Here is a 21,660-nt window from a genome sequence, read left to right on the forward strand (position 1 = left end):
ACGGCTCCACCCGCACGTCCCCGCAGTTTGTGACGTACGTCCCCTCCGCGGATCCCGCTTCCGGTGAGACACTATGCGAGGCGCTACATAAGTAGTCGTTACTACGCGGTTTCGAGCCCTTGATCACCGGGCATGAGCCGGAAGCGCTGTGGGCAATGAAGCCCGCCTGCGACGGTCCCGCGGATACCGATCTGTCCGGCGGCGACCCACATCAACTGCCTCGTGCGGTGTCCGCATGTTGGAATGAGCTATCCGCTTCCCGAGAATCACTCCATCATGTAACCTGCACGAAATTTCGCGGAGGGCCAACGTCGTCCCTCGGCACTTGCATATGCCACGACGACGACGGGAGAGCCGATGCGTTCCGACGCCTGGTCGCCCATGGACGGTCGCCCCGCTCCGCAGGGGATGTACGACCCCCGTAACGAACACGACGCATGCGGCGTCGGGTTCGTGGCCACCCTCACCGGTGTTGCCAGCCATGAGCTGGTCGAACAGGCGCTGACCGTACTCCGGAATCTCGAGCACCGGGGTGCCACCGGCTCCGAGCCCGACTCGGGTGACGGTGCGGGCATCCTGCTCCAGGTTCCGGACGCGTTCCTGCGCGAGGCAACCGGATTCGAGCTCCCCGAGGCCGGCTCGTACGCCGTCGGCATCGCCTTCCTGCCCGCCGAGGACAGCACGGAAGCCGTCTCACGTATTGAGACGATCGCCGCCGAAGAGGGCCTCACCGTCCTCGGCTGGCGCGACGTTCCGGTCACGCCGGATCTGCTCGGCAACGGCGCCCGCGGCACCATGCCCGCCTTCCGCCAGCTCTTCGTCTCGGACGGTACGAGCACGGGCATCGCCCTCGACCGCAAGGCCTTCGTCCTGCGCAAGCGCGCCGAGCGCGAGGCCGGTGTCTACTTCCCGTCGCTCTCCGCCCGGACCATTGTTTACAAGGGCATGCTGACGACCGGGCAGCTGGAACCCTTCTTCCCGGACCTCTCCGACCGGCGCTTCGCCACCGCCGTCGCGCTCGTCCACTCGCGGTTCTCCACGAACACCTTCCCGAGCTGGCCGCTCGCCCACCCGTACCGTTTCGTCGCGCACAACGGCGAGATCAACACGGTCAAGGGCAACCGCAACTGGATGCGCGCCCGCGAGTCCCAGCTCGTCTCCGACCTCTTCGGAGAGGAGGAGCTGGAGCGGATCTTCCCGGTCTGTACGCCCGACGCCTCCGACTCCGCCTCCTTCGACGAGGTCCTGGAGCTGCTCCACCTCGGCGGCCGCTCGCTGCCGCACAGCGTCCTGATGATGGTCCCGGAGGCGTGGGAGAACCACGAGTCCATGGACCCGGACCGGCGCGCCTTCTATCAGTTCCACTCCACGATGATGGAGCCCTGGGACGGCCCGGCCTGTGTCACCTTCACCGACGGCACCCAGGTCGGGGCGGTCCTCGACCGTAACGGACTGCGCCCCGGCCGCTACTGGGTCACCGACGACGGCCTGGTCGTCCTCTCCTCCGAGGTCGGCGTCCTGGACATCGATCCGGCCAAGGTCGTCCGCAAGGGCCGCCTCCAGCCCGGCCGGATGTTCCTCGTCGACACCGCCGAGCACCGCATCATCGAGGACGACGAGATCAAGTCGGGCCTTGCCGCCGAGATGCCGTACAAGGAGTGGCTGGAGGCCGGTGAGATCGAGCTCGAGGATCTGCCCGAGCGCGAGCACATCGTCCACACCCACGCCTCCGTCACCCGTCGCCAGCAGACCTTCGGCTACACCGAGGAGGAGCTGCGCGTCATCCTCGCGCCGATGGCCACCACCGGCGGCGAACCGCTCGGCTCCATGGGCACGGACTCGCCGATCGCGGCGCTGTCCGAGCGGCCCCGGCTGCTCTTCGACTACTTCACCCAGCTGTTCGCGCAGGTCACCAACCCGCCGCTGGACGCCATCCGCGAGGAGCTCGTCACCTCGCTGCGCTCCTCGCTCGGCCCCGCGGGCAACCTCCTGGAGCCGACCGCGGCCTCCTGCCGCAGCGTCACGCTGCCGTTCCCGGTGATCGACAACGACGAGCTGGCCAAGCTCATCCACATCAACGCCGACGGCGACATGCCCGGCATGAATGCGGCGACGCTCTCCGGCCTCTACCGCGTCTCCGGCAGCGGCGACGCGCTGGCGGCCCGTATCGAGGAGATCTGCGCCGAGGCCGACGCGGCCATCGAGGACGGCGCCCGGCTGATCGTCCTCTCCGACCGCCACTCGGACGCCGAGCACGCGCCGATCCCGTCGCTGCTGCTCACCTCCGCCGTGCACCACCACCTCATCCGCACCAAGCAGCGCACCCAGGTGGGTCTGCTGGTCGAGGCCGGCGATGTGCGCGAGGTGCACCATGTCGCGCTGCTCATCGGTTACGGAGCGGCCGCGGTCAACCCGTATCTGGCGATGGAGTCGGTCGAGGACCTGGTCCGCGCCGGCACCTTCATAGAGGGCCTGGAGCCCGAGAAGGCCATCCGCAACCTCATCTACGCCCTGGGCAAGGGCGTCCTGAAGGTCATGTCCAAGATGGGCATCTCGACCGTCGCCTCCTACCGCGGCGCCCAGGTCTTCGAGGCCGTCGGCCTGGACGAGGCCTTCGTCGAGAAGTACTTCAACGGCACCGCCACGAAGATCGGTGGAGCCGGACTCGGCGTCGTCGCCGAGGAGGTCGCCGCCCGGCACGCCAAGGCGTACCCGGCGTCCGGCATCTCCGCCTCGCACCGCGCGCTGGAGATCGGCGGCGAGTACCAGTGGCGTCGCGAGGGCGAGCCGCATCTCTTCGACCCGGAGACGGTCTTCCGGCTGCAGCACTCCACGCGCTCGCGCAGCTACGACATCTTCAAGCAGTACACGGACCGGGTGAACGAGCAGTCCGAGCGGCTGATGACGCTGCGCGGCCTGTTCGGCTTCAAGTCGCAGGAGCGGCAGCCGATCTCCATCGACGAGGTCGAGCCGGTCTCCGACATCGTCAGGCGCTTCTCCACCGGCGCGATGTCGTACGGCTCCATCTCCCGCGAGGCGCACGAGACCCTCGCCATCGCCATGAACCGGCTGGGCGGCAAGTCCAACACCGGTGAGGGCGGCGAGGACGCGGAGCGCCTGTACGACCCGGAGCGCCGGTCCTCCATCAAGCAGGTCGCCTCCGGCCGCTTCGGCGTGACCTCCGAGTACCTGGTCAACGCGGACGACATCCAGATCAAGATGGCGCAGGGCGCGAAGCCCGGCGAGGGCGGCCAGCTGCCCGGCCACAAGGTCTACCCCTGGGTCGCCAAGACCCGGCACTCGACCCCGGGCGTCGGCCTGATCTCGCCGCCGCCGCACCACGACATCTACTCCATCGAGGATCTGGCCCAGCTGATCCACGACCTCAAGAACGCCAACCCGGTGGCCCGCATCCACGTGAAGCTGGTCTCCGAGGTCGGCGTCGGCACGGTCGCCGCGGGTGTCTCCAAGGCACACGCCGATGTCGTCCTGATCTCCGGCCACGACGGCGGCACCGGTGCCTCGCCGCTGACGTCGCTGAAGCACGCGGGCGGTCCCTGGGAGCTCGGCCTCGCCGAGACCCAGCAGACGCTGCTGCTCAACGGCCTGCGCGACCGCATCGTCGTGCAGACCGACGGCCAGCTGAAGACCGGCCGCGATGTGGTCATCGCCGCGCTGCTGGGCGCCGAGGAGTTCGGTTTCGCGACCGCGCCGCTCGTCGTCTCCGGCTGCGTCATGATGCGCGTCTGCCACCTGGACACCTGCCCGGTCGGCATCGCCACACAGAACCCGGTGCTGCGCGACCGCTTCTCCGGCAAGGCCGAGTACATCGTCAACTTCTTCGAGTTCATCGCCGAAGAGGTCCGCGAGATCCTCGCCGAGCTGGGCTTCCGTACGATCGAGGAGGCCGTCGGCCACGCCGAACTCCTCGACACCGAGCGGGCGGTCAACCACTGGAAGGCGCAGGGCCTCAACCTGACCCCGCTCTTCCACGTGCCCGAACTGCCGGACGGCGCGGTGCGCCACGCCCTGATCGAGCAGGACCACGGCCTGGCCAAGGCACTCGACAACGAGCTGATCGAGCTCGCCGCCGAAGCGCTGAAGGCCGACTCCGCCGAGGCCGCCCAGCCGGTCCGCGCGCAGATCGCCATCCGCAACATCAACCGCACCGTCGGCACGATGCTCGGCTACGAGGTGACGCGGAAGTTCGGCGGCGAGGGCCTGCCCGACGACACCATCGACATCACCTTCACCGGTTCCGCGGGCCAGTCCTTCGGCGCGTTCGTGCCGCGCGGCATCACGCTGCGCCTCGAGGGCGACGCCAACGACTATGTCGGCAAGGGCCTCTCCGGCGGCCGTGTGATCGTCCGCCCGGACCGCGGCGCCGACCATCTCGCCGAGTACTCGACGATCGCGGGCAACACTATCGCGTACGGCGCGACCGGCGGCGAGCTGTTCCTGCGCGGCCGCACCGGCGAGCGGTTCTGTGTCCGCAACTCCGGCGCCACGGTCGTCTCGGAGGGCGTGGGCGACCACGGCTGCGAGTACATGACCGGCGGCCGCGCGGTGGTGCTGGGCGAGACCGGACGCAACTTCGCGGCCGGCATGTCCGGCGGTATCGCGTACGTCATCGACCTCGACCGCGACAACGTCAACGTGGGCAACCTCGGCGCGATCGAGACGCTCGACGACTCCGACAGGCAGTGGCTGCACGACGTCGTGCGCCGCCACCAGGAGGAGACGGGCTCCACCGTCGCAGAGAAGCTTCTCGCCGACTGGTCCGCGAACGTCGACCGGTTCAGCAAGATCATCCCGACCACGTACAAGGCAGTGCTCGCCGCCAAGGACGCCGCTGAGCTCGCCGGTCTCTCCGAGCAGGAGACCACCGAGAAGATGATGGAGGCGGCGATCAATGGCTGACCCCAAGGGCTTCCTGACCACCGGCCGCGAGGTCGCCAAGACCCGCCCCGCGGCGGAGCGCGTCAAGGACTGGAACGAGGTCTACGTTCCCGGCTCGCTGCTGCCGATCATCAGCAAGCAGGCCGGCCGCTGCATGGACTGCGGCATCCCGTTCTGCCACAACGGCTGTCCGCTCGGGAACCTGATCCCGGAGTGGAACGACTACGCGTACCGCGAGGACTGGCAGCAGGCGTCCGAGCGGCTGCACGCCACGAACAACTTCCCGGAGTTCACCGGCCGGCTGTGCCCGGCCCCGTGCGAGTCGGCGTGCGTGCTCGGCATCAACCAGCCGGCCGTCACCATCAAGAACGTCGAAGTCTCGATCATCGACAAGGCGTGGGACTCCGGCGACGTCACCCCGCAGCCGCCGGAGCGCCTCTCCGGCAAGACGGTCGCGGTCATCGGCTCGGGCCCGGCGGGTCTCGCCGCCGCCCAGCAGCTGACCCGGGCGGGCCACACGGTCGCCGTCTACGAGCGCGCGGACCGCATCGGAGGACTTCTCCGGTACGGCATCCCCGAGTTCAAGATGGAGAAGGTGCACATCAACCGCCGCATCGAGCAGATGCGCGCGGAGGGCACCAAGTTCCGCACCGAGGTGGAGATCGGCCGCGACATCGACGCGGCGAAGCTGCGCCGGCGGTACGACGCGGTGGTCATCGCGGCCGGCGCCACGGTCTCGCGCGATCTGCCCGTCCCCGGCCGTGAGCTGAACGGCATCCACTTCGCGATGGAGTACCTGCCGCTCGCCAACAAGGTGCAGGAGGGTGACTTCGTGGCGCCGCCGATCACCGCCGAGGGCAAGCATGTCGTGGTCATCGGCGGCGGCGACACCGGCGCGGACTGCGTCGGCACGGCCCACCGCCAGGGCGCGGCCTCGGTCACCCAGCTGGAGATCATGCCCCGCCCGGGCGAGGAGCGGCCGACGGGTCAGCCGTGGCCGACCTTCCCGATGCTCTACAAGGTCACCTCGGCGCACGAGGAGGGCGGCGAGCGGGTCTACTCCGTCTCCACCACCCACTTCGAGGGCGACGAGGACGGCAACGTCCAGTTCCTGCACCTCGTCGAGGTGGAGTTCGTCGACGGCAAGCTGACCCAGAAGCCCGGCACCGAGCGCAAGATCCCGGCGCAGCTGGTCACGCTGGCGATGGGCTTCACGGGCACGGACCAGGCCAACGGCCTGGTGCAGCAGTTCGGTCTGGAGCTGGACGCGCGCGGCAACGTCGCGCGCGACGCGGACTTCGCGACGAACGTCGACGGCGTGTACGTCGCCGGCGACGCGGGCCGCGGCCAGTCGCTGATCGTCTGGGCGATCGCCGAGGGCCGCTCGGCGGCGCGTGGCGTGGACCGCTTCCTCACGGGCCGCAGCGAGCTGCCGGCGCCGATCCGCCCGACGGACCGTGCGCTGACGGTCTGACGCACCACCTCAACAGTCGTCCCGTACAACGGCGTACGGACACGAACGCGGCGCCTGCCCCGTCCCCGACCGGACACGGGCAGGCGCCGCGCTGCGTGCGCCGTCCCTGTCGGCGACGCGCAAGGGGGCGGTTCGGTCCGGTCACGTAATCTCGGCACTCCCGGACCTCCCGCCACCCAGAGACGGAGCCCTCGCATGTCGGCCATCAGCCTCCGCAAGGTCGAGGAGACCGCGCCCGCGCTCGTCAGCCTCTACAAGAGCGCGGGCGTCAGTCTGCACAAGCACCGGCTGAGCGGGGAGCGTGCGGCCGTCTATCTCGTGCTCGACTACTCCGGCTCCATGAAGGACTACTACAAGGACGGCAGCGTCCAGGCGCTCGCCGACCGGGTGCTCGGGCTGTCCGCGCATCTCGACGACGACGGCCGCGTCCCGGTCGTCTTCTTCTCGACGGACGTGGACGCGGTCACCGACATCGCGCTGGACAACCACCACGGGCGGGTCGACGAGATCGTGGCGGGCCTCGGGCACATGGGCAAGACCAGCTACCACCTGGCCATGGACGCCGTCATCGACCACTACATCGACAGCGGCTCGACCGCGCCCGCGCTCGTCGTCTTCCAGACCGACGGCGGCCCGATCAGCAAGCACGCGGCGGAGCGCTATCTCTGCAAGGCGGCGAAGCTGCCGCTGTTCTGGCAGTTCATAGGCTTCGGCAACAAACGCAGCTCGCAGTTCGACTTTCTGCACAAGCTCGACGAACTCGCCGTCCCCGCCAAACGCGCCGTCGACAACGCGGGCTTCTTCCACGCCGGACTCGACCCGCGACAGGTCCCGGACGCCGAGCTGTACGACCGGCTGGTCGCCGAATTCCCGCTGTGGCTGGCGGCGGCGCGTGCGCAGGGCATCGTCCGATGACACTGCGGGTGCTGCGCGCAGCCGACCGTACGGCCGTGGCATGGAAGAACGGCGGGGGAGTCACCCGGGAGATCGCCGCCTCTCCCGAAGACGCCTCGATGGATGCCTTCGACTGGCGGATCAGTCTGGCGGATGTGGCCGCGGACGGGCCGTTCTCCGCGTTCCCCGGCGTCGACCGGACCCTGACCGTGGTCGAGGGCGCGGGGATGGACCTCACGGTCGGCGGGCGGTCCACGGTGGCCGACGAGCCGTACCGGCCCTATCGCTTTCCGGGCGACGTGGAGACCGGCGGACGCCTGCTCTCGGGGCCCGTCGTCAACTTCAACGTCATGCACCGCAGGGGTCGTACGGCATGCCTGACCTCTGTGGTGCGCGGGGGACTGCTGGTCGTCGTGCCGTCAAGCTCGAGAGTTGTGGTCGTCGCGCTGGACGGGCCCACGGTCCTCAAGGAGGCGGGCGTGACCCTCGGCCGGTACGACGCGGTGGTGCTGGACGACTCGCCGGGATCGCTGCACACGGACGGGCACGCGGCGGTCGTCACGCTGCGGACCGGGTGATCCGGCCTGATCGACCGGACAGGCCCTAAGTGGTCGGCGGGATCCAGTAGTTGTGGATCTGCCGGACGGTCGGACGGTTGGGTGCCTGGGGCAGGCCCAGCTTCTCGGCGACCGGCATCATCACTGTGCCGAACTTGTCCATGGACTCCTCGGAGTCCCAGATGTCGAAGATCTCCAGGCCGGCGGCCGACGGCAGGCAGGCGTGCGACAGGCAGCCGGCGAACGTGTCGCCCGGAAGAGCCTGCAGTTCGGCGTTGAGGGCGTCGTACTGGTCGGTCGTGACGCCCGGCAAGGTGGCATGCATGAAGATCGCCATCGGGTCCTCCTCAGGTGCGGATGCGGATACTCCATCCAGCACAGCACCGCGGCACTCCGATCGCACCTGGGTGTGAATTGCGACAGAAGGTGTCGGGATTCTGTGCTGCCATGGCCTCATGACCTCCTGGGCAGACTTCCTGGCCGCGGAGCCGGTCTTCGCCGAGACCGTGCAGAAGCGGTTCCAGCTGTACAAGCACCATGTCCTGGCGACCGTCCGCAAGGACGGCTCCCCGCGGGTGACCGGCCTCGAAGTGGACTTCCGTTTCGGTGAGCTCTGGCTCGGCATGATGCCGAACTCCCGCAAGGCGCAGGACCTGCACCGCGATCCGAGGTTCGCCGTGCAGGCCAATCCCGGCCCCGACGACTCGATGGGCGGCGGTGACGTACGGATCGGCGGGCGTGCGGTGGAGGAGACCGACCCGGAGGTGATGGCCCGGTTCACGGAAGAGGCCAAGCCGCCGGAGCCGTTCCATCTGTTCCGCGTGGAGCTGGGCGAGGTGGTGCAGACGTACGTCGAAGACGAGGAACTGGTCGTACGGACCTGGCGGCCGGGCGGCACGGTCCGCGAGCAGCGCCGCCGCTGAGTCAGCCCGCGAGGACTCTCGCCCGGCAGCCGGCGGGCGTGCCCCACGCGTCCCGCAGGGGCCGCGCCTTGCGCAGCCACAGCGACAGATCGAGTTCGTCGGTGTAGCCGACCGCGCCGTGCAGCTGGAGCGCGGTCCGGGAGGCGGCGTACGCGGCCTCGCCGGCGGCGGCCTTTGCGGCGGCGACATCGGCGGAGGCCATGGTCAGGGCCGCTCCGTACAGCAGCGGACGGGCGAATTCGAGCCCGATCAGGGTGTCGGCGAGCCGGTGTTTCACGGCCTGGAAGGAACCGACGGGGCTCCCGAACTGGGTGCGCTGCTTGACGTACGCGACGGTCCGGTCGAGGAGGGCGAGCCCGACGCCGAGCGCCTGCGCGGCGGTGGTGAGCGCGGCGACATCCGCCGCGTACGCTGCGGCGGCGGCGACCTGCGGCCCGACGGCCAGGGCCTCGCCCTCACGGGCAGGCACGGCCAGCCGGCGCACGGGATCGACGGACGGGTGCAGTGGGCCGTGCCCCGGCGCGACGCACAGGACGTCGGCCGACACCACCAGCGTCACCGTCGCCGCGTCCGGGTCCAGTGCGTACGGACCACAGCCCTCCACCGCCAGCGTCGCGATCTCGTCGCCGCCCGCCACGCCCGGCAGCAGCCGTTTCGCGGGAGACGCGTCGCCCAGTTCCGACAGCCGGGTCAGCAGGGCCGCCGCCGCGACCGTCTCGACCACCGGGCCCGGTACCGCGTGCCGGCCCAACTCCAGGAAGGCGACGACCAGTTCGACCGGGAGCGGGCCCACACCCTCGTACGTCTCCGGGACCGCCAGGGCGAAGACACCCGCCTCCGCCAGCCGGGACCACACCGCAAGACCCGGCGCGTGGTCGCCCGACGCCCATGCTCGGGCCGCCGACGGGACGTCCGACGCCGACAGCATGGTGTCCAGCGAACGCGCGAACGCCTCTTGTTCGTCGTCAAGCAGAAACCGCATCAGCGACGGCCCTTCGGAAGGCCGAGCAGCCGCTCGGCGATGATGTCGCGCTGGATCTCGTTCGTGCCCGCGTAGATCGGTCCGGCGAGCGAGAAGACATAACCCTCCGCCCACTCACCGTCCGCCAACTCACCTTCCGCGCCCAGCAGATCGAGGGCCGTCTCGTGCAGGGCGATGTCGTACTCCGACCAGAACACCTTGTTCAGGCTGGACTCCGCGCCGATGCTCGCGCCCGCCGCGAAGCGCGACGCGCCCGCGCAGGTGAAGAGCTGGTACGCACGCGCGCCGATCACCGCGTCCGCGACCCGGTCCCGCAGCGCAGTGTCCGACGGGTCGGCCGACGCGCGCCACTGGCGCCGCAGCCGGTCCGCCGCGGCCAGGAAACGGCCGGGGGAGCGCAGCGTCAGCCCTCGCTCGTTGCCCGTCGTCGACATCGCGATCCGCCAGCCCTGGCCCGGCTCGCCGATCACGTCCTCGTCGGGGACGAAGACCGAGTCGAGGAAGAGCTCCGCGAACGCCGGCTTTCCGTCGAGGCGGCCGACCGGCCGGACCGTCACTCCGGGTGCGGACAGGTCGAACATCAGATACGTCAGGCCGTGATGCGGCTTCGCGGCCTCCGGGTCGGTACGGAAGATGCCGAACGCGCGGTCGGCGAAAGCGGCCCGTGACGACCAGGTCTTCTGGCCGTGCAGCAGCCAGCCGCCGTCCGTCCGCACCGCACGGGACCGCAGCGAGGCGAGGTCGGAGCCCGCCTCCGGCTCCGACCAGGCCTGCGCCCAGATCACCTCGCCGCTCGCCATCGACGGCAGCACGCGGGCCCGCTGTTCGGCGCTCCCGTGGTCGAAGAGCGTCGGAGCGAGGAGGTTGATGCCGTTCTGCGAGACCCGGCCCGGTGCGCCCGCCGAGTAGTACTCCTCCTCGAAGATCAGCCAGCGGAAGATGTCGGCACCCCGGCCGCCGTACTCCCGCGGCCAGGAGACGACCGACCAGCGGTCCGCGTACAGCGCCGACTCCCAGGCGCGGTGGGCCGCGAAGCCCTCGCGCGTCTCGAGGGACGGCAGCGGCCGCTCCGGCACCCGCGCGGCGAGCCACTCGCGGGCCTCCGCCCGGAAGGCCTCCTCCTCGGGGGAGTGGTGCAGGTCCATACGCCCATCCTTCCCTAACAAGTGTTTGGTAGGTTAACGTGCCGGTGTGACGAACAACAGGGCTCAGTACGTACCGGGCCACGGCCTGCTGAAGGGCCGTACCGCCGTCATCACCGCCGCGGCGGGCGCGGGCATCGGCGGCGCCACCGCGCGCAAGTTCCTCGAAGAAGGCGCGCGCATCCTCATCAGCGACGCCCACACGCGCCGCCTCAAGGAGACCGAGTCCGCGCTCGCCGCCGAGTTCGGCGCCGACGCCGTCACCTCGCTGCCCTGCGACGTCACCGACGAGACACAGGTCCAGGCACTTATCGACCGGGCGGCGCAGGAGCACGACGGACTCGACATCGTCGTCAACAACGCCGGGCTCGGCGGCACGGCCGCCCTCGTCGACATGAGAGACGACCAGTGGGACGCGGTCCTCGACGTCACACTGAACGGCACCTTCCGCTGCACCAGGGCCGCGCTCCGCGCCTTCCGCGCGACCGGCCGCGGCGGAGTGATCGTCAACAACTCCTCCGTCGTCGGCTGGCGCGCCCAGGCCGGCCAGGCCCACTACGCCGCCGCCAAGGCAGGAGTCATGGCCCTCACCCGCTGCGCCGCGGTCGAGGCGGCCGAGTACGGAGTACGCGTCAACGCCGTGGCACCCAGCCTCGCCATGCACCCCCATCTGGTGAAGGTCACCTCGGCCGAGCTGCTGGCGGAACTGACGGCCAAGGAGGCCTTCGGGCGGTACGCCGAGCCGTGGGAGATCGCCAACACCATCGTCTTCCTGGCCAGCGGCTACTCCTCGTACCTGACCGGCGAGGTCGTCTCCGTCAGCAGTCAGCACCCGTAGACGGAGAATGACCGTGTGCCGAACACGCCGAACACGCCGAACAAGAAGAAGACGCCGGTGACCCCGTCGCCCGAGCGTCGCCGCGAACTCCTCGGCACCGCCGCCGAGGTCTTCGCCGCGCAGGGCTACAACGCCACCACCGTCCGCAAGATCGCGGACGAGGCCGGAATGCTGGCCGGCAGCCTCTACTACCACTTCGACTCCAAGGAATCGATCCTCGACGAGATCCTCTCCGGCTTCCTGGACGAGCTGTGGCAGGGCTACGACGCGGTGCTCGCCGCCGGACTCGGCCCGCGCGAGACCATCGAGGCACTGGTCACCGAGTCGTTCCGGGAGATCGACCGGCACCGCGCCGCCGTCGCGATCTACCAGAAGGAGTCCAAGCAGCTCGCCGCGCAGCCGCGCTTCCACTACCTCACCGACTCGCAGCAGAAGTTCGAGAAGGCATGGCTCGGGACGCTGGAGCGCGGGGTCGCCGACCGGGTCTTCCGCGCCGACCTGGACGTCCGCCTCACCTACCGCTTCGTACGCGACACGGTGTGGGTCGCGGCGTCCTGGTACCGGCCGGGCGGACAGCACAGCCCCGAGGAGATCGCCCGCCAGTACCTGTCGATGGTGCTGGACGGTATCGCCGTACGTGCAGAGTGATAGGGGATACGCCATGGCCGAGGCCTACATAGTCGAAGCGGTACGCACCCCGGTGGGGCGGCGCAAAGGAGGGCTCGCCGCGGTCCATCCGGCCGACCTGGGCGCGCATGTGCTCAGGGCCCTGGTCGAGCGCTCCGGCGTCGATCCGTCCGCCGTCGAGGACGTCGTCTTCGGCTGCCTGGACACCGTGGGCCCGCAGGCCGGCGACATCGCGCGCACCGCATGGCTGGCGGCGGGCCTGCCGGAAGAGGTGCCCGGCGTGACGATCGACCGGCAGTGCGGCTCGTCCCAGCAGGCGGTGCACTTCGCCGCGCAGGCGGTCCTCTCCGGCACCCAGGACCTCGTGGTCGCGGGCGGCACGCAGAACATGACGATGATCCCGATCGCCTTCGCGTCCCGGCAGGCGGCCGAGCCGCTCGGGCTGACCCAGGGCCCCTTCGCGGGCAGCGAGGGCTGGCGTGCGCGCTACGGCGACCAGCCCGTCAACCAGTTCCACGGCGCCGAGCTGATCGCCCGGAAGTGGCGGATCACCCGGCGTGACCAGGAGGAATTCGCGCTCCGCTCGCATCAGCGGGCGATCCGCGCGATCGACGAGGGCCGTTTCGCGCGGGAGACGGTGGCGTACGGCGACGTGGCGGCCGACGAGGGGCCGCGCCGCGACACGACCCTGGAGAAGATGGCGGGCCTCAAGCCGGTCATGGAGGGTGGGACGATCACGGCGGCCTGCTCCTCGCAGGTATCGGACGGCGCGGCGGCGATGCTGATCGCAAGCGAACGGGCCGTCGCCGAGCACGGCCTCACCCCACGGGCCCGTGTCCACCACCTCTCCGTACGCGGCGAGGACCCGATCCGGATGCTGTCGGCCCCGATCCCGGCCACGGCCCACGCGCTGAAGAAGACGGGCATGTCGATCGACGACATGGACCTGGTCGAGATCAACGAGGCCTTCGCGCCGGTGGTGCTCGCCTGGCTCAAGGAGACCGGCGCGGACCCGGACAAGGTCAACGTCAACGGCGGCGCGATCGCGCTGGGCCATCCGTTGGGCGCCACCGGAGTCAAGCTGATGACGACCCTGCTGCACGAACTGGAGCGCACCGGCGGCCGGTTCGGGCTCCAGACGATGTGCGAGGGCGGGGGCCAGGCGAACGTCACGATCATCGAGCGGCTGTGAACACGAGCCTTTTCGGCTCGGGCGTGCTACGGTGAAGCCGTTGCAGTTTTGGTACCCATGAACTTTGTGTGCGCCTGACGGGAATGCTTCCTCAGGCGCACATTATTGTTTCCGGCTTCTCCGGATGGGGCTCAATGCAGCGACGGGAGATTCACGAAGTGTGAGTTTCTTGCTTGCCCCTGTTTTAGGAGAATGAAAAAAATGGCTACTGGAACCGTGAAGTGGTTCAACTCGGAAAAGGGCTTCGGCTTCATCGAGCAGGACGGCGGCGGCGCCGACGTCTTCGCCCACTACTCCAACATTGCCACCTCGGGCTTCCGTGAGCTCCAGGAAGGCCAGAAGGTTTCCTTCGACGTCACGCAGGGCCAGAAGGGCCCGCAGGCGGAGAACATCGTCCCGGCCTGATCGCCGGACGCGAACCTCGCAGCCGGGGCCCGCACCGTGAAGGTGCGGGCCCCGGCTCGTGCTGTTCCACTTGCCCGGGCACATCTGTCCGGTCTCACATGCCCAGGAGGGCAATATCCGCATGACTCGCTCCGAACGCCCGGACCGTCCCACGACCCGAAAGCGCCCGGTGAATTCTCGCGCCAAGGGCCCTGTGAGGGGTTCCGGCAACGGCACCGGCAAGGCTTCCGGTAAGGCGTCCGCCCGTAAGGTGGCGCCCCCGCAGGAATTCACGCTGCCGGAATCCATCACCCCCGCGCTGCCCGCCGTCCAGGCGTTCGACGAGCTGGACATGCCGGCCGCCCTGCTGAAGACCCTCGCGGCCCAGGGCGTGACCGAGCCCTTCCCGATCCAGGGCGCGACCCTGCCGAACTCGCTCGCCGGCCGCGACATCCTCGGCCGCGGACGCACCGGCTCCGGCAAGACGCTGGCCTTCGGGCTCGCGCTGCTGGCCCGTACGGCCGGCCGCCGCGCCGAGCCGAAGGCCCCGCTCGCACTCGTACTCGTGCCGACGCGCGAGCTCGCACAGCAGGTGACCGACGCCCTTTCGCCGTACGCGACGTCCGTGCAGCTGCGGCTCGCGACCGTCGTCGGCGGACTGTCGATCGGCAAGCAGGCCGGCTCGCTGCGGCGCGGCGCCGAAGTCGTCGTCGCCACGCCCGGCCGTCTGAAGGACCTCATAGAACGCGGCGACTGCGTCCTCGACCGAGTGGCGATCACCGTCCTCGACGAGGCCGACCAGATGGCCGACATGGGCTTCATGCCGCAGGTCACGGCGCTGCTCAAGCAGGTCGAGCCGGACGGTCAGCGGATGCTGTTCTCCGCGACGCTGGACAAGAACATCGACCGGCTCGTGCGGATGTTCCTCACCGATCCCGTCGTGCACTCGGTCGACCCGTCCGCGGGTGCGGTCACCACGATGGAGCACCATGTGCTGCACGTCGCCGACGAGACGGACAAGAAGGCCGTGGCGACGCGCATCGCGGCGCGTGACGGCCGGGTGATCCTCTTCGTGGACACCAAGCGGTCCGCGGACCGCTTCGCCAAGCGGCTGCTGGCCAGCGGCGTACGGGCGGCGGCACTGCACGGCGGCCGTTCGCAGCCGCAGCGCAACCGGACGCTCGACCAGTTCAAGAACGGTCAGGTCACCGCGCTCGTCGCGACGAACGTGGCGGCCCGTGGCATCCATGTCGACGACCTCGACCTGGTGGTCAACGTGGACCCGCCCGTCGACCACAAGGACTACCTCCACCGCGGCGGCCGCACCGCTCGGGCCGGCGAGTCGGGCAGCGTCGTGACCCTGGTGCTGCCGGAGCAGCGGCGCGAGATGACCCGTCTGATGGCGGACGCCGGCATCAGCCCGCGGTCGGCCAGGGTCAAGTCCAGCGACGAGGAACTGAGCCGGATCACGGGCGCGCGCGAGCCGTCCGGAGTCGCGGTCACGGTCGAGGTGCCGCAGCCGGCGGTGCAGCAGCGGCCGTCGACGCAGCGTCGGCGGGCGCAGGTCCCCGGCCAGGGCGGCGGCGCAGGTCGCGGTCAGGGCGGCGGCGGCGCGGGTCGCAGCCGCGGGCGGCGCGGTGGCGCGGGCCAGTCCGGCGGTCAGTCCGGTCAGGCGCGGCGCGACGGCCAGTCCGGTCAGGCGCGGCGCGCGGGACGCGGGGCGCAGGGCGGCCGGGGAATCGCGGCGTAGCGTAAGCCGTCGAAGTGTCGAAGTAACTGGGGGTTTTCGGCCCCCAGTTACCTCGGGAGCTCCGTGAGCACCCGCTTTGCTTCCGTCATCACCCGCTCCACCAGCTCCGCACAGCTCGGCAGGTCGTCGATCACACCCGCCACCTGACCCGAGGCCATCACGCCCAGGTCGGTGCGGCCCTCCACCATGGAGGCCCGGAGCAGCATCGGGGTGTTCGCGGCGAGAAGGACCTGGCTCCACGTCAGGTCCTTTCCGTGTTTCATGGACAGGCCGTCGTGGAGCAGCTGCCGCCAGGTCAGGCCGGAGAGCTTCCGGAAGGCGGCCGCGTGCCGGACCGCGCGGGCCAGGGTCCGCGTGCGGCCCGCGTTTTCGAGGGACGTGACCAGGTCCGTACGGAGCATCCGGTGCGGCAGGCCGTCGACCGCCCGGGTGACCATCACATCCCGTACCGTCGCCGCGAGATAGCGCGCCTTGACCGCGTCCGGGACCGTCGAGTCCGATGTGAGCAGGAAGCGCGTGCCCATCGCGATGCCCGCCGCGCCGTACGCGAGCGCCGCGACCAGCCCGCGGCCGTCGTGGAAGCCGCCCGCCGCGATCACCGGGATGCCGACCGCGTCGACAACCTGCGGCAGCAGCACGGTCGTTGCGACATGTCCGGTGTGGCCGCCGCCTTCGCCGCCCTGGACGATCACCGCGTCCGCGCCCCACGCCGCGACCTTTTCCGCGTGCCGCCGCGCCCCGACCGACGGGATGACGATCACTCCCGCGTCCTTGAGTTCGGCGATCAGTTCACGGGACGGCGCGAGCGCGAAGGAGGCGACGCGTACGCCCTCGTCGACGATGAGCCGGACCCGGTCGTGAGCGTCTCCCGCGTCCGCGCGCAGATTGACGCCGAACGGCGCGTCCGTACGGGACTTGACCTCGCGGATCGCGGTGCGCAGCTCGTCCACGGTCATCGTCGCCGACGCGAGGATGCCGAGCGCGCCCGCACGCGCCGTGGCGGTGACCAGACGCGGGCCCGCCACCCAGCCCATCCCCGTCTGCACGATCGGATGCCGGACTCCGGTGAGTTTCGTGAGCGCCGTCTCCATCAGGGCCCGACCTCGCGGTTTCGCAGCCCCTTCGGGTCCAGCTCCTCGCGGATCAGCAGGAGTTCGGCGGCGGAGGGCTCGCGCGTGAACGGGACATCGTCGGGGATCGTCAGCGCGAAGCCCGTCGCTTCCTCGACCTCGGCCACCGTGACGCCAGGATGCAGCGATGCGAGCCGCATCGACCGGTCCGGTGTCGCGAAGTCGAACACGCCGAGGTTGGAGACGACGCGCGGGATGCGGTGGAAGCGGGTGGCGCTCGGGCCCGCCGCGGTCGCGTTGTCGTAGCCGACGCCGCACACCATGTCGACCTTGCCGACGAAGACCCGGGCGGAATGCTTCGGGACCCAGTAACTGACCGGATTGTTGAGGGTGTTGACCGGCGCTCCGCGGACGCCGAGCAACTGGCGCGTCGGCCGCTCCCACTCCCCGATGCAGGAGATGTTCTGGTTGCCGTGCCGGTCGAGCTGGCTCGCGCCCATCATGACGTGGCGTCTTCCGCCGGTGACCATGGCCAGATGCTGCCGGTACGGGAGCCAGCCCTCGCGTTCCCCGTCCGGCCCGAGCAGCATCGCCTCGCCGTCGGTGAGCAGCAGGTCGGGCGAGAAGGTGCGCCGGGCGAGCCGTGCGCCGACCGACGGGATCAGGCCCATGGGGCTGGCCAGGATCTCGCCGTTGTCGCGCCAGGCTTCGGCGCAGGCGATCACGCAGTATTCGGCGCGGCTGACACTCACTGCTGCTCCTCCTGCCAGGCCTGGACGGCCGACTGGTAGTCGTGTTCGCCGGAGCCGGACAGGAAGCGCTCGGCGAACGCGGCCCAGGGCGTGGAGGCGTACAGCCTCTGGAACGCCTCGTCCCGGCCGTAGTCCGGCGCGCACGACGTGAAGTGCGCGCCGTTCGGCGTCTCGGTCACGCCGGTCACGGAGTGGCGTTTGACCAGCAGGGTCTGCGGCGCGGCCTCCTTCGTCAGCTCCGCGGTCTCCACGAGCTGCTCGCAGGAGACGTACGCGGCGTCCGCCGCCTCGCAGAACAGATCGTCGAAGTACGGGTCGGGGCCGAGATACTGGCCGTTGCCGAGCCGGTCGGCGCGGTTCAGATGGACGAGCGCGGCGTCCATCCGCAGGGCGGGTACGGCGACGAACTCCTCGCCGTCCTCGTACGGCGAAGTGACCGTACGCAGCTCGGGGTTGACCCGCATCACGTCGGATCCGATCCCGGAACGCACCGGCAGGAACGGCAGCCGGTTGGCAGCCGCGTGCAGGCCCCACATGAACATTGCCTCGTCGATCTCGGTGAGCGCGAAGGCGCCGCGCTGGCGGGCGGCGCGGTAGTGCGGTTCGAGCGGGATCGAGTCGAGGGTGACAAAGGCCGTGACGAGCCTGCGGATCCGGCCGGCGGCGGCGAGCAGGCCGACGTCCGGGCCGCCGTAGGAGACGACCGTGAGATCGGTGACCTCGGACCGGAGCAGCGCCCGCACCAGCGCCATCGGCTTGCGGCGCGAGCCCCAGCCGCCGATGCCGATCGTCATCCCGCTGCTGAGGCGGCCCACGATCTCGTCCACCGTCATCGTCTTGTCGGTCACGGCCGGTGCTCCTTCCCGAAGGTGTCCCGGACGCGGTCCGCGATCCCGCTGAGGTTCGCCTCGAAGGTGAAGCCCTGCTCGAAGCGGTAGCTGCGGCGTACGTCGACGGGGTCGATGCCGTTGATGGCCGCCTTGGCGAGCCGGATCAGAGTTCCGTCCTTGCGCGCGATCTCCCTGGCCAACTCCAGGGCGGCACCTGCGAGTTCGTCGCGCGGGACGACCTTCCAGACCGAACCGTGCGCGTGCAGTTCGGCGGCGGTGGCGGTCCGCGAGGTGTAGTACAGCGTGCGCATCAGGTGCTGGGGGACCAGCCGGGCGAGATGCGTCGCAGCGCCGAGCGCGCCGCGGTCCAGCTCCGGCAGGCCGAAGGAGGCGTCGTCGGAGGCGACGATCGCGTCCGCGTTGCCGACCAGGCCGATGCCGCCGCCCAGGCAGTGGCCCTGGACCGCGGCGACGACGGGCACCTCGCACTCGTAGACGGCGGCGAAGGCCTCGTAGCAGCCGCGGTTGGCGCCGATCAGGGCGTCATGCCCGGCGTCGCGCTGCATCTCCTTGATGTCCACGCCCGCGTTGAAGCCGCGGCCGGCCGCGGCGAGCACGACACAGCGGATGTCGGGGTCGCGGCCCGCGCCGCGCAGTGCGTCGGCGAGGTCGTACCAGCCTTGTACGGGAAGGGCGTTGACGGGTGGGAAGTCGGCCGTGACGACGCAGACGCCCTTTTCGGGGCTTGTGGTGGAGACACCCATGAGCGGATCAGCTACCTTTCCACCAAACGTTTGTTAGGCAAGGAAGGTAGCAGCCGATGGAGCTGGACGGGAGGGTCGCCGTCGTCACCGGCGGCACGCGGGGCGTCGGCGCGGGCATCGCGAGGGCGTTCGTGGCCGCGGGCGCGACGGTAATTACCTGCGCTCGCAGACCGCCCGAAGTCCCGGTCGGCGGAACCGAGTTCGTACCACTCGACCTGCGTGATCCCGCCGCGGTCGGCGCGTTCTTCGACGAGGTCGCCAAGCGTCACGGCCGGCTGGACACGCTCGTCAACAACGCGGGCGGGACGCCGTACCAGCGGCTCGGCGACGGAGATCCGGCCCGCCATGCCCGGGTCATCGAGCTCAACCTCAGCACGCCGCTGACCGCGTCACTCGCGGCGTACGAACATCTCAGGACGGCCCGCGGCTCCATCGTGATGATCGGCAGCGTCAGCGGCGGCCGGGCTTCGCCGGGCACGGCGGCGTACGGAGCGGCGAAGGCCGGACTGGAGAGCCTGGCCCGCTCGATGGCCGTGGAGTGGGCGCCCGAAGTGCGGGTGAACACGCTGGTCCTCGGCATGGTCCGCACCGAGCTCTCGCGGCTGCACTACGGAGACGAGGACGGCATCGCGGCGGTCGGCCGCACCGTGCCGCTGGGCCGTCTCGCCGAGCCCTCCGAGATCGGCGACGCGGCCGTCTTCCTCGCCTCGGACCGGGCGGCGTATGTGAGCGGCGCGTCGCTGCTGGTGCACGGCGGCGGCGAGCGCCCGGCCTTTCTCGATGCCTCAACCGCCAACAAGGAGAAGTGACATGACAGGGATCTGCGAAGGCCGAGTGGTGATCGTCACCGGCGCGGGCCGCGGCCTCGGCCGCGCGCACGCGCTCGCCTTCGCCGCCGAGGGCGCGAAGGTCGTCGTCAACGACCTGGGCGTCGGCCTCGACGGCTCCGGCGGCTCGGGCGACGACCCCGCCCAGCAGGTCGTCGACGAGATCGTGGCCGCGGGCGGCGAGGCGGTGGCGCACGGCGGTGACATCGCGACCGGTGACGGCGCCGCCTCACTCGTCGCCGCCGCGCTGAATGCGTACGGACACCTCGACACTCTGGTCAACAACGCGGGTTTTCTGCGTGACCGGATGCTCGTCAACCTCGACGAGGACGACTGGGACGCGGTCATGCGGGTGCATGTGAAGGGCCACTTCCTGCCGCTGAAGTACGCGGCCGCGCACTGGCGTTCCGAGGCGAAGTCCGGGCGGCAGGTCGCGGCCCGCGTCGTCAACACCACGTCCGGAGCAGGTCTGCTGGGCAGTGTCGGGCAGGGCAACTATGCGGCGGCCAAGGCCGGGATCGTCGGTCTGACGCTGGTCGCGGCGGCCGAGATGGGCCGGTACGGCGTCCAGGTCAACGCCATCGCGCCGGCCGCCCGTACGCGGATGACCGAGCAGACCTTCGCCGCTCTGGCCGCGCTGCCCGAGGATGTCTCGCCGCTCGTCGTCTGGCTCGGCTCCGCCGCGAGCGCGGGCGTGACCGGCCGGGTCTTCGAGGCCGAGGCGGGCCGCATCACGGTCATGGAGGGCTGGCGTCCGGGCCCGACGACGGACAAGGGCGCTCGCTGGACTCCGGCGGAGGCGGGCGACGCGGCGCTCAAACTCCTGTCGGAAGCTCAGCCGTCGCAGCCTGTGTACGGCTCGCGCTGAACCGGTTGCCTCAGGTTAATTCACAGAAAACTCAAGGGAATTGGCATTGACGCGTCCATGTCTACGCGCGTCATGATGGCCGACATGCGAATCCCCCCACGAATCGCCGCCATCGGCGCAGCCGCCGCGCTCGCCTCCACCCTCCTCATCGGCGGGCAGGCCACCGCCACCCCCGCGGCCATCGCCGCGGTCGGTGACATCTGCTACTCCGACCTCCCCTCACAGGCCCACACCACACTGGATCTGATCGAATCGGACGGGCCGTTCCCGTACCCCCAGGACGGCACGGTCTTCCAGAACCGGGAAGGCATCCTGCCCCAGCACTCGACCGGCTACTACCACGAGTACACCGTCAAGACGCCGGGCTCCTCCAACCGCGGCGCACGCCGCATCGTCACCGGTGAGTCGTTCGAAGAGGACTACTACACCGCCGACCACTACGCCTCGTTCGACCTCGTCGACTACGGCTGCTGAGCCGGTATCCTCCGCCCCGTGACCAAGACCTATGTGATCGACGGGGCGGAGGTCACCGGCCTGGACGCCTTCTGGCGAGTGATCGGTGAGGCCGTGAACGGGCCGGAGGGATACTTCGGCCGCAGTCTCGACTCCTTCGCGGACTGCCTCAGCGGCGGCATGGGCACGCCCGACGACGGCGACTTCGTCATCGAGTGGCGTGACCACGAGACCTCGCGCCGGGCGCTGGGGCAGCAGGAGACCGTACGCCGGCTGGAGCTTCGGCTGGCGCGGGCGCATCCCACGAACAAGGCTGCGTTCCAGGAGGAGTTGGACCGGGCCAAGGCCGGCCGGGGGCCGACGGTCTTCGACTGGCTGGTGGAGATCATGGAGGAGCGGGCGCCGGGCGCGCTGCGGCTGCTCTGACGAAACTC

21 protein-coding genes are annotated in these 21,660 nt (G+C 70.3%); 14 read left to right on the plus strand and 7 right to left on the minus strand.

What is annotated here, in order from left to right; translation table 11 throughout:
- The first annotated feature begins 357 nt into the window (after positions 1-357).
- From gltB to ACH4YL_RS30195, 4 genes are all read left to right on the plus strand, one after another.
- Positions 358-4,920, plus strand: a complete 4,563-nt coding sequence (gene gltB, locus ACH4YL_RS30180) for a glutamate synthase large subunit (protein ID WP_398510620.1) — start codon at positions 358-360, stop codon at positions 4,918-4,920.
- Complete coding sequence (locus tag ACH4YL_RS30185; RefSeq protein ID WP_398510621.1) at positions 4,913-6,373, plus strand: glutamate synthase subunit beta; 1,461 nt, start codon at positions 4,913-4,915, stop codon at positions 6,371-6,373. The genes gltB and ACH4YL_RS30185 overlap by 8 nt, the downstream gene beginning before the upstream one ends.
- A 195-nt stretch (positions 6,374-6,568) precedes the next feature.
- On the plus strand, positions 6,569-7,288 hold the full coding sequence (locus tag ACH4YL_RS30190) for a vWA domain-containing protein (RefSeq protein ID WP_398510622.1): 720 nt from the start codon (positions 6,569-6,571) through the stop codon (positions 7,286-7,288).
- Complete coding sequence (locus ACH4YL_RS30195; protein WP_398510623.1) at positions 7,285-7,845, plus strand: HutD family protein; 561 nt, start codon at positions 7,285-7,287, stop codon at positions 7,843-7,845. Before ACH4YL_RS30190 ends, ACH4YL_RS30195 begins: the two co-directional genes overlap by 4 nt.
- A 25-nt stretch (positions 7,846-7,870) precedes the next feature.
- Here the strand turns inward: ACH4YL_RS30195 and ACH4YL_RS30200 are convergent, their stop codons facing one another.
- Complete coding sequence (locus tag ACH4YL_RS30200; RefSeq protein WP_398510624.1) at positions 7,871-8,161, minus strand: hypothetical protein; 291 nt, start codon at positions 8,159-8,161, stop codon at positions 7,871-7,873.
- Between the two features lie 118 nt (positions 8,162-8,279).
- Between ACH4YL_RS30200 and ACH4YL_RS30205 the strand changes: the two genes are divergently transcribed.
- Entirely contained in the window at positions 8,280-8,747 is a 468-nt protein-coding gene (locus ACH4YL_RS30205) for a pyridoxamine 5'-phosphate oxidase family protein (protein WP_398510625.1), read from the plus strand.
- Position 8,748: 1 nt separating this feature from the next.
- Here the strand turns inward: ACH4YL_RS30205 and ACH4YL_RS30210 are convergent, their stop codons facing one another.
- On the minus strand, positions 8,749-9,729 hold the full coding sequence (locus ACH4YL_RS30210) for an acyl-CoA dehydrogenase family protein (protein WP_398510626.1): 981 nt from the start codon (positions 9,727-9,729) through the stop codon (positions 8,749-8,751).
- Complete coding sequence (locus ACH4YL_RS30215; RefSeq protein WP_398510627.1) at positions 9,729-10,874, minus strand: acyl-CoA dehydrogenase family protein; 1,146 nt, start codon at positions 10,872-10,874, stop codon at positions 9,729-9,731. Before ACH4YL_RS30215 ends, ACH4YL_RS30210 begins: the two co-directional genes overlap by 1 nt.
- Positions 10,875-10,920: 46 nt before the next feature.
- Between ACH4YL_RS30215 and ACH4YL_RS30220 the strand changes: the two genes are divergently transcribed.
- From ACH4YL_RS30220 to ACH4YL_RS30240, 5 genes are all read left to right on the plus strand, one after another.
- Complete coding sequence (locus tag ACH4YL_RS30220; protein WP_398510628.1) at positions 10,921-11,709, plus strand: SDR family oxidoreductase; 789 nt, start codon at positions 10,921-10,923, stop codon at positions 11,707-11,709.
- A 15-nt stretch (positions 11,710-11,724) separates the two neighbouring features.
- Entirely contained in the window at positions 11,725-12,357 is a 633-nt protein-coding gene (locus tag ACH4YL_RS30225; RefSeq protein WP_398510629.1) for a TetR/AcrR family transcriptional regulator, read from the plus strand.
- A gap of 13 nt (positions 12,358-12,370) precedes the next feature.
- Positions 12,371-13,528 carry an acetyl-CoA C-acetyltransferase gene (locus ACH4YL_RS30230; RefSeq protein ID WP_398510630.1) on the plus strand — a complete coding sequence of 386 codons (1,158 nt, stop codon included), beginning with the start codon at positions 12,371-12,373 and terminating at the stop codon, positions 13,526-13,528.
- A 201-nt stretch (positions 13,529-13,729) separates the two neighbouring features.
- Positions 13,730-13,933 carry a cold-shock protein gene (locus ACH4YL_RS30235; RefSeq protein ID WP_003969786.1) on the plus strand — a complete coding sequence of 68 codons (204 nt, stop codon included), beginning with the start codon at positions 13,730-13,732 and terminating at the stop codon, positions 13,931-13,933.
- A gap of 121 nt (positions 13,934-14,054) precedes the next feature.
- Positions 14,055-15,662, plus strand: a complete 1,608-nt coding sequence (locus tag ACH4YL_RS30240; protein WP_398510631.1) for a DEAD/DEAH box helicase — start codon at positions 14,055-14,057, stop codon at positions 15,660-15,662.
- 47 nt (positions 15,663-15,709) lie between these two features.
- Here ACH4YL_RS30240 and ACH4YL_RS30245 read toward each other — a convergent pair whose 3' ends face one another.
- Genes ACH4YL_RS30245 through ACH4YL_RS30260 form a run of 4 tightly spaced genes read right to left on the minus strand, consistent with a single transcriptional unit; the run spans position 15,710 to position 19,078 of the window.
- A complete protein-coding gene (locus tag ACH4YL_RS30245; protein WP_398510632.1) occupies positions 15,710-16,753 on the minus strand; it encodes an NAD(P)H-dependent flavin oxidoreductase in 1,044 nt (347 codons plus the stop codon).
- On the minus strand, positions 16,753-17,484 hold the full coding sequence (locus ACH4YL_RS30250; protein WP_398510633.1) for a CoA-transferase subunit beta: 732 nt from the start codon (positions 17,482-17,484) through the stop codon (positions 16,753-16,755). The genes ACH4YL_RS30245 and ACH4YL_RS30250 overlap by 1 nt, the downstream gene beginning before the upstream one ends.
- Positions 17,481-18,332 (minus strand): CoA transferase subunit A, encoded by an 852-nt coding sequence (locus ACH4YL_RS30255; protein ID WP_398510634.1) that lies wholly within the window; start codon positions 18,330-18,332, stop codon positions 17,481-17,483. The genes ACH4YL_RS30250 and ACH4YL_RS30255 overlap by 4 nt, the downstream gene beginning before the upstream one ends.
- Positions 18,329-19,078, minus strand: coding sequence for an enoyl-CoA hydratase family protein (locus tag ACH4YL_RS30260; protein ID WP_398510635.1), 750 nt, complete (start codon positions 19,076-19,078; stop codon positions 18,329-18,331). Before ACH4YL_RS30260 ends, ACH4YL_RS30255 begins: the two co-directional genes overlap by 4 nt.
- A gap of 56 nt (positions 19,079-19,134) precedes the next feature.
- Between ACH4YL_RS30260 and ACH4YL_RS30265 the strand changes: the two genes are divergently transcribed.
- The 4 genes from ACH4YL_RS30265 (at position 19,135) to ACH4YL_RS30280 (ending at position 21,652) form a co-directional block, all read left to right on the plus strand.
- Complete coding sequence (locus tag ACH4YL_RS30265) at positions 19,135-19,887, plus strand: SDR family oxidoreductase (protein ID WP_398510636.1); 753 nt, start codon at positions 19,135-19,137, stop codon at positions 19,885-19,887.
- A gap of 1 nt (position 19,888) precedes the next feature.
- Positions 19,889-20,773, plus strand: coding sequence for an SDR family oxidoreductase (locus tag ACH4YL_RS30270; protein ID WP_398510637.1), 885 nt, complete (start codon positions 19,889-19,891; stop codon positions 20,771-20,773).
- Positions 20,774-20,857: 84 nt separating this feature from the next.
- Positions 20,858-21,247 (plus strand): ribonuclease domain-containing protein, encoded by a 390-nt coding sequence (locus tag ACH4YL_RS30275; protein ID WP_398510638.1) that lies wholly within the window; start codon positions 20,858-20,860, stop codon positions 21,245-21,247.
- Between the two features lie 18 nt (positions 21,248-21,265).
- Positions 21,266-21,652, plus strand: coding sequence for a barstar family protein (locus ACH4YL_RS30280; protein ID WP_398510639.1), 387 nt, complete (start codon positions 21,266-21,268; stop codon positions 21,650-21,652).
- The last annotated feature ends 8 nt before the right edge of the window (positions 21,653-21,660 follow it).

The sequence above is a fragment of the Streptomyces sp. NPDC020681 genome (genome assembly GCF_044334895.1).
GTDB lineage: Bacteria > Actinomycetota > Actinomycetes > Streptomycetales > Streptomycetaceae > Streptomyces.

Coding starts and splice junctions, on each gene's coding strand:
- ACH4YL_RS30215 (WP_398510627.1), bottom strand. CDS start 10,874: ATGGACCTGCACCACTCCCCCGAGGAGGAGGCCTTCCGGGCGGAGGCC.
- ACH4YL_RS30200 (WP_398510624.1), bottom strand. CDS start 8,161: ATGGCGATCTTCATGCATGCCACCTTGCCGGGCGTCACGACCGACCAG.
- ACH4YL_RS30210 (WP_398510626.1), bottom strand. CDS start 9,729: ATGCGGTTTCTGCTTGACGACGAACAAGAGGCGTTCGCGCGTTCGCTG.
- ACH4YL_RS30245 (WP_398510632.1), bottom strand. CDS start 16,753: ATGGAGACGGCGCTCACGAAACTCACCGGAGTCCGGCATCCGATCGTG.
- ACH4YL_RS30195 (WP_398510623.1), top strand. CDS start 7,285: ATGACACTGCGGGTGCTGCGCGCAGCCGACCGTACGGCCGTGGCATGG.
- ACH4YL_RS30275 (WP_398510638.1), top strand. CDS start 20,858: ATGCGAATCCCCCCACGAATCGCCGCCATCGGCGCAGCCGCCGCGCTC.
- ACH4YL_RS30185 (WP_398510621.1), top strand. CDS start 4,913: ATGGCTGACCCCAAGGGCTTCCTGACCACCGGCCGCGAGGTCGCCAAG.
- ACH4YL_RS30235 (WP_003969786.1), top strand. CDS start 13,730: ATGGCTACTGGAACCGTGAAGTGGTTCAACTCGGAAAAGGGCTTCGGC.
- ACH4YL_RS30270 (WP_398510637.1), top strand. CDS start 19,889: ATGACAGGGATCTGCGAAGGCCGAGTGGTGATCGTCACCGGCGCGGGC.
- gltB (WP_398510620.1), top strand. CDS start 358: ATGCGTTCCGACGCCTGGTCGCCCATGGACGGTCGCCCCGCTCCGCAG.
- ACH4YL_RS30240 (WP_398510631.1), top strand. CDS start 14,055: ATGACTCGCTCCGAACGCCCGGACCGTCCCACGACCCGAAAGCGCCCG.
- ACH4YL_RS30205 (WP_398510625.1), top strand. CDS start 8,280: ATGACCTCCTGGGCAGACTTCCTGGCCGCGGAGCCGGTCTTCGCCGAG.
- ACH4YL_RS30190 (WP_398510622.1), top strand. CDS start 6,569: ATGTCGGCCATCAGCCTCCGCAAGGTCGAGGAGACCGCGCCCGCGCTC.
- ACH4YL_RS30265 (WP_398510636.1), top strand. CDS start 19,135: ATGGAGCTGGACGGGAGGGTCGCCGTCGTCACCGGCGGCACGCGGGGC.
- ACH4YL_RS30260 (WP_398510635.1), bottom strand. CDS start 19,078: ATGGGTGTCTCCACCACAAGCCCCGAAAAGGGCGTCTGCGTCGTCACG.
- ACH4YL_RS30230 (WP_398510630.1), top strand. CDS start 12,371: ATGGCCGAGGCCTACATAGTCGAAGCGGTACGCACCCCGGTGGGGCGG.